The sequence below is a fragment of the Salinicola sp. V024 genome (assembly GCF_052645315.1).
Map to the genome: position 1 here is coordinate 85,215 of NZ_JBQXYB010000003.1, position 14,147 is coordinate 99,361.

12 protein-coding genes are annotated in these 14,147 nt (G+C 64.1%); 10 read left to right on the forward strand and 2 right to left on the reverse strand.

Annotation, left to right across the window (positions count from 1 at the left end; all coding sequences use genetic code 11):
* Positions 1–122: 122 nt before the first annotated feature.
* Positions 123–905 carry a DUF481 domain-containing protein gene (locus tag ACUN9V_RS06275; RefSeq protein WP_445510754.1) on the forward strand — a complete coding sequence of 261 codons (783 nt, stop codon included), beginning with the start codon at positions 123–125 and terminating at the stop codon, positions 903–905.
* Positions 906–1,022: 117 nt separating this feature from the next.
* On the opposite strand, the gene ACUN9V_RS06280 is transcribed toward ACUN9V_RS06275, so the two are convergent.
* Together ACUN9V_RS06280 and rpmE are read right to left on the reverse strand one after the other, a co-directional pair.
* A complete protein-coding gene (locus ACUN9V_RS06280; RefSeq protein WP_439285846.1) occupies positions 1,023–2,294 on the reverse strand; it encodes a malic enzyme-like NAD(P)-binding protein in 1,272 nt (423 codons plus the stop codon).
* Positions 2,295–2,614: 320 nt separating this feature from the next.
* Positions 2,615–2,839 carry a 50S ribosomal protein L31 gene (gene rpmE / locus ACUN9V_RS06285; protein ID WP_075561118.1) on the reverse strand — a complete coding sequence of 75 codons (225 nt, stop codon included), beginning with the start codon at positions 2,837–2,839 and terminating at the stop codon, positions 2,615–2,617.
* A gap of 247 nt (positions 2,840–3,086) precedes the next feature.
* Between rpmE and ACUN9V_RS06290 the strand changes: the two genes are divergently transcribed.
* From ACUN9V_RS06290 to ubiB, 9 genes are all read left to right on the forward strand, one after another.
* Complete coding sequence (locus tag ACUN9V_RS06290; protein WP_445510972.1) at positions 3,087–5,330, forward strand: primosomal protein N'; 2,244 nt, start codon at positions 3,087–3,089, stop codon at positions 5,328–5,330.
* A 249-nt stretch (positions 5,331–5,579) separates the two neighbouring features.
* The gene (argS, locus tag ACUN9V_RS06295; RefSeq protein WP_445510755.1) at positions 5,580–7,265 is read left to right on the forward strand and encodes an arginine--tRNA ligase; all 1,686 of its coding nucleotides are present in this window, start codon (positions 5,580–5,582) and stop codon (positions 7,263–7,265) included.
* Positions 7,266–7,268: 3 nt separating this feature from the next.
* Complete coding sequence (locus tag ACUN9V_RS06300; RefSeq protein ID WP_445510756.1) at positions 7,269–7,976, forward strand: SPOR domain-containing protein; 708 nt, start codon at positions 7,269–7,271, stop codon at positions 7,974–7,976.
* A gap of 383 nt (positions 7,977–8,359) precedes the next feature.
* Complete coding sequence (gene hslV, locus ACUN9V_RS06305; RefSeq protein ID WP_075561114.1) at positions 8,360–8,878, forward strand: ATP-dependent protease subunit HslV; 519 nt, start codon at positions 8,360–8,362, stop codon at positions 8,876–8,878.
* A 118-nt stretch (positions 8,879–8,996) separates the two neighbouring features.
* The gene (gene hslU / locus ACUN9V_RS06310; protein WP_075561160.1) at positions 8,997–10,313 is read left to right on the forward strand and encodes an ATP-dependent protease ATPase subunit HslU; all 1,317 of its coding nucleotides are present in this window, start codon (positions 8,997–8,999) and stop codon (positions 10,311–10,313) included.
* Between the two features lie 106 nt (positions 10,314–10,419).
* The gene (locus ACUN9V_RS06315; RefSeq protein WP_445510757.1) at positions 10,420–10,803 is read left to right on the forward strand and encodes a gamma-butyrobetaine hydroxylase-like domain-containing protein; all 384 of its coding nucleotides are present in this window, start codon (positions 10,420–10,422) and stop codon (positions 10,801–10,803) included.
* A 311-nt stretch (positions 10,804–11,114) separates the two neighbouring features.
* Positions 11,115–11,861, forward strand: coding sequence for a bifunctional demethylmenaquinone methyltransferase/2-methoxy-6-polyprenyl-1,4-benzoquinol methylase UbiE (gene ubiE / locus ACUN9V_RS06320; RefSeq protein ID WP_110657012.1), 747 nt, complete (start codon positions 11,115–11,117; stop codon positions 11,859–11,861).
* A gap of 13 nt (positions 11,862–11,874) precedes the next feature.
* The gene (locus ACUN9V_RS06325; protein ID WP_075561111.1) at positions 11,875–12,498 is read left to right on the forward strand and encodes a ubiquinone biosynthesis accessory factor UbiJ; all 624 of its coding nucleotides are present in this window, start codon (positions 11,875–11,877) and stop codon (positions 12,496–12,498) included.
* Positions 12,495–14,117 carry a ubiquinone biosynthesis regulatory protein kinase UbiB gene (gene ubiB, locus ACUN9V_RS06330; RefSeq protein ID WP_445510758.1) on the forward strand — a complete coding sequence of 541 codons (1,623 nt, stop codon included), beginning with the start codon at positions 12,495–12,497 and terminating at the stop codon, positions 14,115–14,117. Before ACUN9V_RS06325 ends, ubiB begins: the two co-directional genes overlap by 4 nt.
* The last annotated feature ends 30 nt before the right edge of the window (positions 14,118–14,147 follow it).

A 14,147-nucleotide genomic window follows, 5' to 3' on the forward strand; every position in this document is an offset into this window, starting at 1 on the left:
CCGGGGTTCGTGCCCCGACTGTTTCGTACCAGGACTCGCGCCAGGGCTCATTCAAGGGCTTTGAGGCTTCGGATCCACTCTTCACCGCAACAGGACGTCGCAGCGACGCTGAGAGAAAAGTCATGCCCCTGCCCAGTTGCCGATGGTGGCTACTGACCACCTGCCTGATAGCGTCACCGTCCCACGCGGAGCTTTTCTATGCGCCACCGGCGCCGGATGCAAACGCGCCCAATTTCAGCGGCAACGTCGAGCTGGGCTATACCAAGCTGACCGGCAACACCAATACCCAGACCCTGCTCGCCAAGGCTCGGCTGACCTGGCTGACCGGGCGCAATACGCATACGTTTCGGGCCGAGACCCGCAGTGTCCAGGACAATGACAACACCACCTCGGAACGCTACCTGATCGGCGCTCGTGAACGCTATGAGCTCGCGGACAATAACTATCTGTTCGGATTCGCGCGCTGGGAACGCGACCGTTTCAGCGGCTATGACTCGCAGTTCACCACCATCGCGGGTTACGGTCGCCAGATCCTGACCGGGCCGACGCATACGCTCTCGGCCGAAACCGGTCCCGGCTATCGTCATGACGTCTATGCCGACGACAGTGACGATGACGATGATGACGCTTACGAAGGCGGCAGCAGCGACGATCTAGCGCTGGCCTACGCGGCGCTGGACTACACCTACAACTTCAGCGACGACATCTCCTTCGATCAAGAGCTGTCGGCGGAAGCGACTCACATCAGTGTCACCACCCGTTCACTCTCGTCGATCACGTCGCAGCTGAACTCGCACCTTGCTCTGCGCGTCTCCTACGACGTCAGAAGCAACACCCATCCGCCGCCGGGCGCAGAAGCACGCACCGACACCACGACCTCGGTCTCGATTCTCTACGGCTGGTAGCACCGGCGACGACCCCGAGTCGCTGTAAGAAGCCGGCCTCGGGTCGCCACATAACGCCCGCTGAAAAGCACGATGCCGCCCCGAGGGCGGCATCGTCTTGCCCCTGCAGACCGGCGATTACTTGCCGTAGATCTCCTTGACGCTCTTCAGCGGGTAGTGCGCGGGATACGGCTTCCCGGCCACCCCGGACTCCACCGCAGCCTGCGCCACCGCCGCCGGAATCCTGTCGAGCAGGCGCGAATCCACCGGGGTCGGAAGGATGTAATCGCGGCCGAACGTCAGCGAATCGATCTCGTAGGCATCCAGCACCTCTTTCGTCACCGGCTCACGGGCCAGATCCTTCAACGCGTGAACGGCGGCGATTTTCATCCGCTCGTTGATGGCCGTGGCCCGGACATCGAGGGCACCGCGAAAGATGAACGGGAAGCCGAGCACGTTGTTGACCTGGTTGGGGTAATCGGAACGCCCCGTTCCCATGATCACGTCGCTACGGGTTTCCCTCGCCAGGTCGGGATGAATCTCCGGATCCGGATTGGAGCAGGCGAAGACCACCGGATTGGCAGCCATCTTCATGAGCTGTTCGGGCTTGAACAGATCCGGCCCGGACAGCCCCACGAAAACGTCGGCGCCTTCGATCGCGTCGTCCAGCGTACGCAACGGCGTTTCGGTGGCGAACTGCGCCTTGTACGGGTTGAGGTCGCTGCGACCGCTATGAATCACGCCGTTACGATCCAGCATGAAGACGTTCTCGGCCCTGGCTCCGCATTCGATCAGCAGTTTCATGCAGGCGATGGCGGCGGATCCGGCGCCAAGACAGACGATGCGTGCGCTTTCCAACGTCTTGCCGGCGATCTCCAGCGCGTTGAGCAGACCGGCCGCGGTCACGATCGCCGTGCCATGCTGATCGTCATGGAACACCGGAATGTTGCAACGCGTCTTGAGGGCGGCCTCGATCTCGAAGCACTCCGGCGCCTTGATATCCTCCAGATTGATACCGCCCCAGGTGTTGGCAATGCTGGCCACGGTATCGATGAACGCCTGGGCAGAGTCAGCCTCGACTTCGATATCGACGGAGTTGATGCCGGCAAAACGCTTGAACAGCACGCCCTTGCCTTCCATGACCGGCTTGCTGGCCAAAGGCCCCAGGTTACCCAGGCCGAGAATGGCACTGCCATCGGAAACCACTGCCACCAGATTGCCCTTGCCGGTATAGAGATAGGCATTTTCGGGATCCCGAGCGATCTCCCGGCACGGTTCCGCTACGCCGGGACTGTAGGCCAGGGCCAGATGCTTGGCAGTCTCGGTGGGCTTGGTCAGTTCGACCGACAACTTGCCCGGAATGGGCTTGGCGTGATAATCGAGCGCTGCCTGTCTCTTCTCGTCATTCATGAAGGCTTATCCAAAGGCAATGAGGGTATTTTCGGCATCGTTCGCCGCGAAGTCGGATCAGATTATCGAAAAACAATCGGCCACACAACTTATGCCACTTTTTAAACTTTCACGAATTTTAAGCGCCTGTTTGAACCACTTCGATGCATTTGCCGACACTTATACCTAAGCCTTCAGCCATAAAACATTGCTTATCGCTCACTGCGGCCGGAGCGACCCAAGTCATGCGCCCTACTTCTTTTAACGCTAAAAACCGCCGAGCAGGCACAAAAAAGCCCGCCATAATGGCGGGCCTTTCCGACAACCGATCGATGCCGATATTACGAGCTCTTGGTCGGTCGCACAGCAGCACCGAAGCGCTTGTTGAAACGCTCGACGCGGCCACCGGTCGTCGCCTGCTTCTGCTTGCCGGTGTAGAACGGGTGGCACTCGGAGCAGACGTCGACGTGAAAATCTTCACTCGCTGTCGTGCCGATCGAATGGGTCGCGCCACAGGAACAAGTCGCCGTGACTGTCTTGTATTCGGGATGAATAGACTGTTTCATCGTGAAGCCTCGCTTTGCGGTGTACCGCCACCTGATCTCTCGCCAGGCACCGTACACGGATAGGGAATCGCGGTTCACTCCCGCGCGACCGGAACGCCTGGAATCCCGAAGTACACCGTTCGAAGACGATGACACCCCGGATAAAAGACGCGCCCTACGTCGGAAGGCGGCGTATTTTAGCAGAACTCTTCATGGAGGCCAATTGGCTGATTCCAAGGCAGGCTCTTCCCAGACCGCCCCTTCCCCGATGCCCGCCGATGACCGCACAGCACCGCCACCGGCGCCCAAAGTGCTTCGGGTTGCCGTTCCCACTCCGCTTCGGCGCCTGTTCGACTATCGCCCCGCCGGTCAGCCGCCCGCGGGGGGCTGGCGTGCCGGCATTCGCGTCAAGGTGCCGTTTGGCCGACGCCATCTGGTCGGCATCGTGATGGAGTGCGCGGCGCACAGCGAGCTGCCCGCACACCAGTTGAAACCGATCAGCGCTCGCCTCGACGACGAGCCGCTACCCTCGGACTGGCTATGGCTGTGCCAGTTCACCGCCCGCTACTATCAGCACTCGCTGGGCGATACGCTGCATCACGCGCTGCCCGGACCGCTGCGCCAGGGGCGGCCACGCGAAGCCAGAATTCGCGAGCGCTGGCAATTGAACACCACCGAATCCAGCGCTCTGGACGCGCTGGCACGCGCGCCGCGCCAGCGTGAGCTGATCCAGCTGCTGGCCCAGCATCGCCACGGCATGGTCAGCGCTGCCATCATGGCTCAGGGGTACACGCGCGCTCAGTTGCAAGGCCTGCTCGACAAGGCACTGATCATCCGTACGGAGGAACCCCTGACCGCCAGCGAGGGCTGGTCCGGCGCGCTGCTGGCCGAACCGTCGCTGCCGCTCAACCGGGAACAGGCCACAGCGCTTGCCGCCCTGCACGAAGGGCTGGACCGCTTTCATCCGTGCCTGCTGCACGGGGTTACCGGCAGCGGCAAGACGGAGGTCTACCTGCAACTGATCGAGGGCGTACTCGGCCAAGGGCGTCAGGCCCTGGTTCTGGTCCCGGAGATCGGCCTGACGCCGCAGACGCTGTCGCGCTTCCGCAAGCGCTTTCGGGCGCCGGTGGTGGCGCTTCACTCCGGCTTGACCGACATGGAACGCCTCGACGCCTGGGAAGCCGCCCGCAGCGGCCGCGCGCCCATCGTCATCGGTACGCGTTCGGCCATCTTCACGCCGCTGGCGCGCCCCGGCGCGATCATCGTCGACGAGGAACATGACGGCTCGTTCAAGCAGCAGGATGGGCTGCGCTATCACGCCCGCGACCTGGCCATCGCGCGGGCCCATCACGATGGCGTACCGATTCTGCTGGGCAGCGCCACACCGTCGCTCGAAACGCTGGCCCAGGCCCGCAGCGGCCGCTATCGGCACCTGCGACTGACCCAGCGCCCCAGCCGCCACGCGCCGGCCAAACTGGAGTTGGTGGACCTGCGCGGACGCCTGCGCCAGGGCGGCCTGGTTCCACCGGCTATCGACGCCATTCGCCAGGCGCTGAAAGCCGAAGGCCAGGTGCTGGTATTCATCAACCGGCGCGGTTTTTCGCCTTCGCTCGCCTGTCACCAGTGCGGCTGGATCGCCGAATGCCGCCACTGCGATTCACGCATGACGCTGCACCGCCAGCCCCCGCGTCTGGTCTGTCACCACTGCGAACACCAGACCCCGCAGCCGGACGCCTGCCCCGGCTGCGGCAGTGCCGACCTGAGGCCACTCGGCGCCGGCACCGAGCGCAGCGAAGAGACCCTGACCACGCTGTTCCCCGATATTCCGGTCTACCGTATCGATCGCGACAGCACGCGGCGCAAGGAAGCTTTCGACCAGATTCTGACCGAGATTCGGCGCGGCGAACCTAGCCTGCTGGTGGGCACCCAGATGCTGGCCAAGGGCCACCATCTACCTCACGTGACGCTGGTCGTCGTGGTCAATGCCGATGCCGGCCTTTACGCCAGCGACTTTCGCGCCCTCGAGCAGAGCGCCCAGTTGCTGGTCCAGGTCGCCGGACGCGCCGGACGCGCCGACCGCGCGGGCCGCGTGCTGGTCCAGACGCTGCATCCCGATGACCCGAATCTGCGCCTGCTGGCCGATAGCGGTTACGACGCCCTGGCCTACCAGATGCTGGAGGAGCGACGCCTGGCCGGCCTGCCGCCCTACCGTTACCTGGCGCTGACGCGTTTCGAGGCGACCCGCGAGGAGGACGCCCTCGAGGCCGCGGAGGCCGCCGGCGAGGCGCTGCGGGAGTGGCTCAGCGAACGACGGTCTTCCGTTCACTGCCTGGGCCCGGTACCCGCTCCGATGGAGCGGCGTCAGAACCGTTACCACTTGCAGCTGATGCTGTCGTCGGAAAAACGCAGCGCCCTGCATGAAGCCGGCGCCTGGCTGGTCGGCTGGCTGGAGAGCAGCACATCACGCAAGGTTCGCTGGTCGCTGGATATCGATCCGATGACCTTGAGCTGACGCCGCAGCCGCAAAAGCAATCCTCGCCAACTCAGAAAGTTCGCAATCTTTCTGCAAGCTCGACCCTGCAACCTCGACGCTGGAAGCTCGAAGCTCGCCGGTTAGGGTTTAAAGCGTTGGCGCAATCACTGATAATGGCCGCCTTTTTCCAGCGTCGTGGCGGCAGGATCACGGCGTTCAGATCCGCGGAACCCCGCGCCGGGTCGGGCTGCGAGCCCCACGCCTGGCCCCACGATGACGAAGTAGCCCATGAAAGAGACGATTACCCAACTGCTCGACGCCGCCGTCGCCACCCTGCAACAGGCCGGCGATCTTCCGGCGGACGTGCGTCCCTCGATCAAGGTCGACCCGACCCGCGACAAGGCCCACGGCGACTACGCCACCAATCTGGCACTGGTCCTCGCCAAGCCGGCCGGCGGCAAGCCGCGCGACCTGGCCGACAAGCTGGTCGCGGCGCTGCCCGCCAACGACGTCATCCGCCGGACCGAAATCGCCGGCCCGGGGTTCATCAATTTCTTCGCCGCCACCGATGCCATCGCCGGCATCGTCAGCCAGATCCTGGATGCGGGTGACACCTTCGGCCGCAGCATGATCGGCGCCGGGGAGAAAGTTCAGGTCGAGTTCGTCTCCGCCAACCCCACCGGGCCGCTCCACGTCGGCCATGGCCGCGGCGCCGCCATCGGCGACTGCCTCTGCCGCCTGCTGGAAGCGACCGGCTTTGATGTCACCAGCGAGTTCTACTACAACGATGCCGGCGCCCAGATCAACAACCTGATGCTTTCGGTCCAGGCTCGAGTCCAGGGTCTGACGCCGGACGACGCAGGCTGGCCGGAGAACGGCTATCGTGGCGACTACATCGGCGATGTCGCCAAGGCCTATCTGGCCGGCGAGACCGTCACCGCCGACGACCGCGAGGTCACCGCCAAGGCCGACCCCGAGGATGACGACGCCATCCGCGCCTTCGCCGTGGCCTATCTGCGTCGCGAGCAGGATCTCGATCTCAAGGCATTCGGGGTCGAATTCGACGTCTATTTCCTGGAGTCCTCACTGTATGCCGAGGGTCGGGTCGAGGAGACCATCGAGGCACTGGTCTCCGGGGGGCACACCTACGAGGCGGACGGCGCGCTGTGGCTTCGCACCACCGATTTCGGCGACGACAAAGACCGCGTGATGCGCAAGAGCGACGGCGACTACACCTATTTCGTGCCCGACGTCGCCTACCATTTCAACAAGTGGCAGCGCGGCTTCACCACCGTCATCGATGAACAGGGGGCCGATCACCATTCGACCGTGACCCGTGTCCGGGCCGGTCTGCAGGCCCTCGAAGTTGGGATTCCCCAGGGCTGGCCGGACTACGTGCTGCACCAGATGGTGCTGGTGACCCGCTCTGGCGTCGAGGTCAAGCTCTCCAAGCGCGCCGGCAGCTACGTCACCCTGCGTGATCTGATCGACGAAGTCGGCCGCGACGCCACGCGCTATTTTCTGGCCGCCCGCCGCGCCGATTCCCAGATGACGTTCGATATCGATCTGGCGCGTTCGCAGACCAACGACAACCCGGTGTACTACATCCAGTACGCCCATGCCCGCGTCTGCAGCGTGCTGCGCAAGGCCGAAAGCGACAGCCTGGCGTTCGATCATGCGATCGCCATGGCCAATCTGGAGCGTCTCGACGCCCCCCAGGAGAAGGCGCTGATGAACCGGCTGGCACGCTACCCGGAGGCTGTCGAGCGTGCCGCCCGCGCTCGCGAACCGCACCAGATCGCGCAGTATCTGACCGATCTCGCCAGCGATTTCCACACCTGCTATAACGCCCAGAAAGTCATGGTCGATGATGGCGAGCTGCGCAACGCCCGCCTGGCACTGGGTCTGGCGACTCGCCAGGTCATCGGTAATGGATTGGCGCTGCTCGGCGTCAGCGCCCCGGAGGAGATGTAGAACATGGCACGCCGACCCGCTCAGAACAGCCGCTCGACCGCCAGCCGTCCGCCCCCCAAAGGCGCGACGACGAAATCTCGATCACGCCCGTCAAGCGGTGGTGGCCTCGGAGGAATCCCGGGGTGGCTATGGGCCATTGTCGGCCTGATCGCCGGTTTCGTCCTGTCGCAGTATCTGGATCGCTCTTCGCCCGAACCGGTGGCCGCGGTCGTGCCCCGGCCCACGTCCAATCAGACAGCCAGCAGTGGTGGCGACCAGAACGCCGGTAGCACCGAAGGCGGTGGTACTGACAGTGGTGACGGCGGCGCCCAGCAGCCGGCGACGCCCACGTTCGAGTTCTACACCCTGCTGCCGGAAACCGAGGTCATCGCCCCCAACAGCGATAGTGCCTCTCCGGAGCCATCGGCCAAGGCGACCCAGGAAGCGGCGGCCGACGATGCCGCGAATCAGACCAAGCAGCCGACGCCCAGCGGCGGCCGCTACGTCCTGCAGGCGGCCTCGTTCCGCGATCTCGGCGATGCCGAACGCCTTGCCAACCGGCTCAAGGACTTCGGCCTGCTGGCCAAGATCACCGACGTGCGCGCCAATGGCGATCAGCTATGGCACCGTGTTCAGGTCGGCCCCTACGAAGACAAGCGCGAACTGTCACGCGCTCAGGACCTGATGGTGACCCAGGGCATCGAGCCGCTACTGCTGCGCCTGCAGAACTGAAGCCCGCAAAGCTCACGCCTGCAGGACTCAACGCCTGCAGGGATGACACTTCAGCACGACGTCGGCAAAAAATCCGCCTGCCGCACGGCAGCGTTAACATCGATACCTGCAGCCTCGTTGGCCGACAGCTCGCACGGCCGACGGGCCCGCCATCAGGCGCGGCCACAGGACACCACGACGGCCGGCACGCCTTGCCGGCCGCCCATTCGAGGTCGTCGGCGTTCGTCATCGGCTTGATTTCCCCGCTTCTCGCCCACACTTGATGGTTCATGCTGCATCGCCTCGTCCCGATCACGCTCTCCAGAGCCTGTCGGCCGCCGCGATGGCACCCGTTTTCGGCGCCGCCAATGAGGTTTGGCGGCGCGCCATTGGGAGTGAATTGCATGACCACAATCGTATCCGTGCGCCGTGGCGACCAGGTCGCCCTGGCTGGCGATGGCCAGGTATCGCTGGGCAACACGGTGATGAAAGGCAACGCCAGCAAGGTCCGCCGCCTCTACCGCGGCCAGGTTCTGGCCGGTTTCGCTGGCGGTACCGCCGATGCCTTTACCCTGTTCGAACGCTTCGAAGCGCAGCTGGAAAAATACCAGGGCCATCTGACCAAGGCCGCTGTCGAGCTGGCGAAAGAGTGGCGCACCGATCGTGCCCTGCGTCGTCTCGAAGCCATGCTGGCCGTGGCCGACAAGACGGCCTCGCTGATCATTACCGGTAACGGCGACGTGGTCGAACCCGAGCGCGGCATCATCGCCATCGGCTCCGGCGGTCACTTCGCCCAGGCCTCGGCGCGAGCGCTGCTCGAGAACACCGAGCTCGGAGCCCGCGAGATCACCGAGAAGTCGCTCGCTATCGCCGCCGACATCTGCGTCTTCACCAATCACCAGATCACGCTCGAAGAGCTGTAAAGAGGCCGAATCCATGTCTGCGAACACTACGTCTGCAAACACCCCGTCCCAGAGTCCTTCTCAGAACGGTGCCGGTCAGGAAAGCGCCGGCGCCGTACCGGCACTGACCCAGTCTTCGATGACCCCGCGCGAGATCGTGCATTCGCTCGACCAGTACATCATCGGCCAGCACGATGCCAAGCGTGCCGTGGCCGTGGCGCTGCGCAACCGCTGGCGCCGGATGCGCCTCGACGAGGACATGCGCGGCGAGATCGTGCCCAAGAACATCCTGATGATCGGCCCGACCGGCGTCGGCAAGACCGAGATCGCGCGGCGTCTGGCCAAGCTCGCCGGCGCGCCGTTCCTCAAGGTCGAAGCTACCAAGTTCACAGAGGTGGGCTACGTCGGCCGCGACGTCGAGTCGATCATTCGCGATCTGATGGAAATGGCGATCAAGATGGTTCGCGAGCAGGCCAAGGTCGAAGTTCGTCACAAGGCCGAGGACGCTGCCGAGGATCGAATCCTCGATGCGCTGCTGCCGCGTCCTCGAGGCAGCGAATATGACGCCGGCCGCGATGATTCATCGGCGCGTCAGGTGTTTCGCAAGAAGCTGCGCGAAGGCCAGCTCGATGACAAGGAGATCGACATCGAGGTGACGCCGGCCAGCCAGGGCGTCGACATCATGACCCCGCCGGGCATGGAGGAGATGACCAACCAGCTCCAGAGCCTGTTCGCCAACATGGGCAAGCAGAAGTCCGAAAACCGCCGCGTGACGGTCAAGGATGCCTGGAAGCTCTTGCAGGACGAGGAAGCCGCCAAGCTGGTCAACGAGGAAGAGATCAAGCAGCGCGCGCTGGAAGCGGTCGAGCAGAACGGTATCGTGTTCCTCGACGAGATCGACAAGGTCGCCAAGCGCGGTGAGTCCGGCAGCGGCGGCGACGTCTCCCGCGAAGGCGTGCAGCGTGACCTGCTGCCGCTGATCGAGGGCTCCACCGTTTCCACCAAGCACGGTATGGTCCGTACCGATCACATCCTGTTCATCGCCTCCGGCGCCTTCCATCTCGCCAAGCCGTCGGATCTGATTCCGGAACTGCAGGGCCGCCTGCCGATCCGGGTCGAGCTGACCGCACTAAGCCCGGACGATTTCAAGCGTATCCTGACCGAGCCGTCGGCGGCGCTGACCAAGCAGTATCAGGCGCTGCTCGGCACCGAAGGGCTGGAGGTGCAGTTCACCGAAGACGGTATCTCGCGGATCGCCGAGATCGCCTGGCAGGTCAACGATGGCACCGAGAACATCGGCGCCCGCCGTCTGCATACGGTGATGGAGCGCCTGCTCGAGGAAGCCTCCTTCCAGGGTGGCGATTTCGAGAGCCCGCTGGTCGTCGATGCGGACTACGTCAACGACAAACTGGGCGAGCTGGCCGTGGACGAAGATCTGTCGCGGTATATTCTTTAAGCCGCGAGCCAACGATGATCGCCACTTGCTGCTAGTGCAAGTGGCGCTCGAAGCCGCTCTCTATCGCGCGCCGACTCCGGCGCGGTCGAATCCAGGAGAATCCTCCATGCCCGCGCCGATTCCCAACCGAGTCCACTATCACAAGGGCGAGCGCGAGCTCGAACTGGGCTATCCCGACGGCCAGACCTATCGTCTGCCGATCGAGCTGCTGCGCGTCTACTCGCCGTCGGCGGAAGTCCAGGGCCATCATCCCAGCGAAGCCGTGCTGCAGACTGGCAAGCGCCATGTGGGCCTGCTCGACATCTCTCAGACCGGCCGTTATGCGCTCAAGCTGCACTTCGACGACGGTCACGATACCGGGCTCTACACCTGGGAATATCTCTACGACATGGCAATTCACCGCCAGGCCTGGTGGGACGATTATCTCGCCCGGCTGGAGCGCGCCGGCGCCTCGCGCGATGCCAGCGTGATCCAGATTCATCAGGTCTGAAGCGAGCTCGAGGATCGTCGAGCCTCGGCTGGCTCTCCGTGACGACCGGCAGTGATGTGCAAAGACAAGTTTGCGACCAGACGCTACAATGCCAGACGCCACGATGCTCGGCTCGGCTCGGTCGACTCATATCGTTTTTTCGGTCTCGAGCGCGGCACTGGTTTGAATCGCTAGGCACTGGCTCGAACCGTTCGGCAGTGGTATCGACGACAGTGGTCTCGACTCGAACCGCTCGGCACATCCTCTCGACAGCGTAGCGATCGCTTATAAAGCGCCACGATCGCCGCTCGCGTCATCTCGGAGAAAAGCACATGGACAAGCGCACGACCGACTTTGGCTATGAGAAGGTCGCGGTCGACGAGAAGGCCGCCCGCGTGGCCGACGTCTTTCATTCGGTGGCCGCGCGCTACGACGTCATGAACGACCTGATGTCATTCGGCATCCATCGCTTCTGGAAACAGCTCGCGCTCGAGCGCAGCGGTGTCCGTCCCGGCCACAGCGTGCTCGATATCGCCGGCGGCACCGGCGACCTGACGCGTCAGTTCGCCAAGCGTGTCGGACCGCAGGGCCGTGTCGTCCTGGCCGATATCAATGAGTCGATGCTGCGTGTGGGCCGCGACAAGCTGATCGACCACGGCGTCGGTGACAACGTCAAATACGTGCAGGCCAATGCGGAAAGCCTGCCGTTCCCCGATAACAGCTTCCACTGCATCACCATCGCCTTCGGTTTGCGCAATGTCACCGACAAGGACGCGGCGCTGCGCTCGATGACTCGCGTCCTCAAGCCAGGCGGGCGCCTGTTGGTGCTGGAATTCTCCAAGCCGGTCAACGGCCTGCTGTCGAAAGCCTACGATCAGTATTCGTTCCGACTGCTGCCGCAGATGGGTCGGCTGGTGGCCAACGACGCCGACAGCTACCGTTATCTGGCCGAATCGATCCGCATGCATCCCGATCAGGAAACCCTGAAAGGCATGATGCAGGCGGCCGGGCTGGAACGTGTCGAATATACCAACATGACCGGCGGCATCGTCGCGCTGCATCGCGGCATCAAGCTCTGAGGGCTGGCGTCATATGTTGGATACCTTTGCCCTGGTCGCCCTCGAGCGTTCGCTGACGACGTTGTTACGCCGCGACCCGGCGGCACCCGCACGACTGGCGGCGCTGTCCGGTAAGACCCTGCGGCTGAATCTTGCCGACGCTCGCCTCGGGTTGCGGGTAGGATTCCACGCCGACGGCCTCACCTTGAGCCGGGCACAGCAGTGGCAGGACACGGACGATCTCGAGATTACCCTGAACCGACACGCCATGACGCGCCTGATGGCGGGCGACTCGCTCGAGCGCCTGCTTTTCAGCGGGCAGCTGCCGGTCACCGGCCAGACAGCGCTCCTCCCGACCATCCAGGCCCTGTTCATGGATCTCGATCTCGACTGGGAAGGCGCGCTGGCCAAGGGGCTGGGTAGCCATACCGCCCACGGTGTCGCCGCGGGCATTCATCATCTGGACCGGCAGACCCGCTTCATGGCCAGCGAGTGGCACCAGGACATGCGCGACTATCTGTTCGAGGAGCGGCGCTGGCTGACCGGGCGCGATCAGCTCGCCGTTGCCCGCGACCACTTGACCGAGCTCCAGCAGAACGTCGATCGCCTCGGCGCCCGAATCGCTCGACTGCAACGCCGCCAGGAGTCTCGTTCATGAGCCTGCGGCTATTTCGCATTGCCTGGACCATTTCGCGCTATCGTCTCGACAGTCTGGTTCCCCAGGAGAAGCTGCCGCCTGTCATCCGCTGGCTATGGCGCTTCGCGCCCGTCCGTCTGATTCCGATCGGCGACCACTCCCGTGGCAAGCGATTGCGCCTGGCACTGGAGTCACTCGGGCCTATCTTCGTCAAGTTCGGCCAGATGCTGTCGACCCGCCGCGATCTGCTGCCACCGGACATCGCCGACGAACTCAAGCGGCTTCAGGATCAGGTGCCGCCTTTCCCCGGCGAGACCGCCCGCGCCATGGTCGAGGTCGAGCTCGGCAAGACCGTCGAAGAGGCCTTCGCCGCGTTCGAGACCGAGCCCATGGCTTCGGCATCGATCGCCCAGGTCCACGCCGCCGAGCTGCATAGCGGCGAGCAGGTGGTGGTCAAGATCATTCGCCCCGGCATCGACCGCATCATGCGTGAAGACATCGGGCTGCTGTACACCTTCGCGCGTCTGATGCGCAGAATCCCCGAGGCGCGCCGCCTGCGTCCGGTCGAGGTGATCAAGGACTACGAGGCGACCCTGTTCGACGAGCTCGATCTCAACAAGGAAGCCGCCAACACCTCGCAGCTCAAGCGCAACTTCCTGAGTTCGCCGCTGCTCTACGTGCCGGCCATTCACTGGTCGCTGACCCATCGTCAGGTGATGGTCCAGGAGCGCATCAACGGCATTCCCGTGGCCGATATCGACGCCCTGCGCGCCCAGGGTACCGATCTCAAGAAGCTGGCCGAGCGCGGCGTGGAGATCTTCTTCACCCAGGTCTTCCGCGACAATTTCTTCCATGCCGACATGCACCCCGGCAATATCTTCGTCTCGCGGGAAAACCCCACCGAGCCCCGCTACATCGCCATCGACTGCGGCATCGTCGGCAGCCTGACCCGCGAGGATCAGGACTATCTGGCGCGGAACCTGCTGGCCTTCTTCCGTCAGGACTATTACGAGGTCGCGGTGCTGCACATCGAATCTGGCTGGGTCGGCGAAGGCACCCGCGCCAACGAGTTCGCCTCGGCGATTCGCGCCGTCTGCGAGCCGATTCTGGAAAGGCCGCTCAAGGACATCTCTTTCGGCCAGGTGCTGCTGGGTCTGTTCCAGACGGCTCGCCGCTTCAACATGGAGGTCCAGCCGCAGCTGGTCCTGCTGCAGAAGACGCTGCTCAATATCGAGGGCCTGGGTCGTCAGCTCTACCCGGACCTGGATCTTTGGAGCACCGCCAGACCCTATCTCGAACGCTGGATGCGCGAGCGCGCCGGACCCAAGGGATTCTGGAAAGCCCTGCAGAAACACGCCCCCGAGCTGGCTCACCAGATTCCGGAGCTGCCGGTGCTCGCTTATCAGGCGCTCTCCGATCGCGACCAGCAGCGTCGGCTCAACCGCCAGCAGACCGAGGCGCTGACGGGCCTCGAAGCCCGCTTCCAGCGAGCCGCGCCTCGTGCCAGACGCCTGCGCCTCGGCGCCGTTCTGCTGGCCGTGGCGCTGGCGTGGCAGCCGATGCTGACGTGGGCGGAACAGCAGCCGTGGCCGGTACTGGTCGCGGCCGGCCTGGGGATAGTGCTGCTGGCCTGGCGCTGAGTGTATGATCATGACCCGATGTCCGAAAGC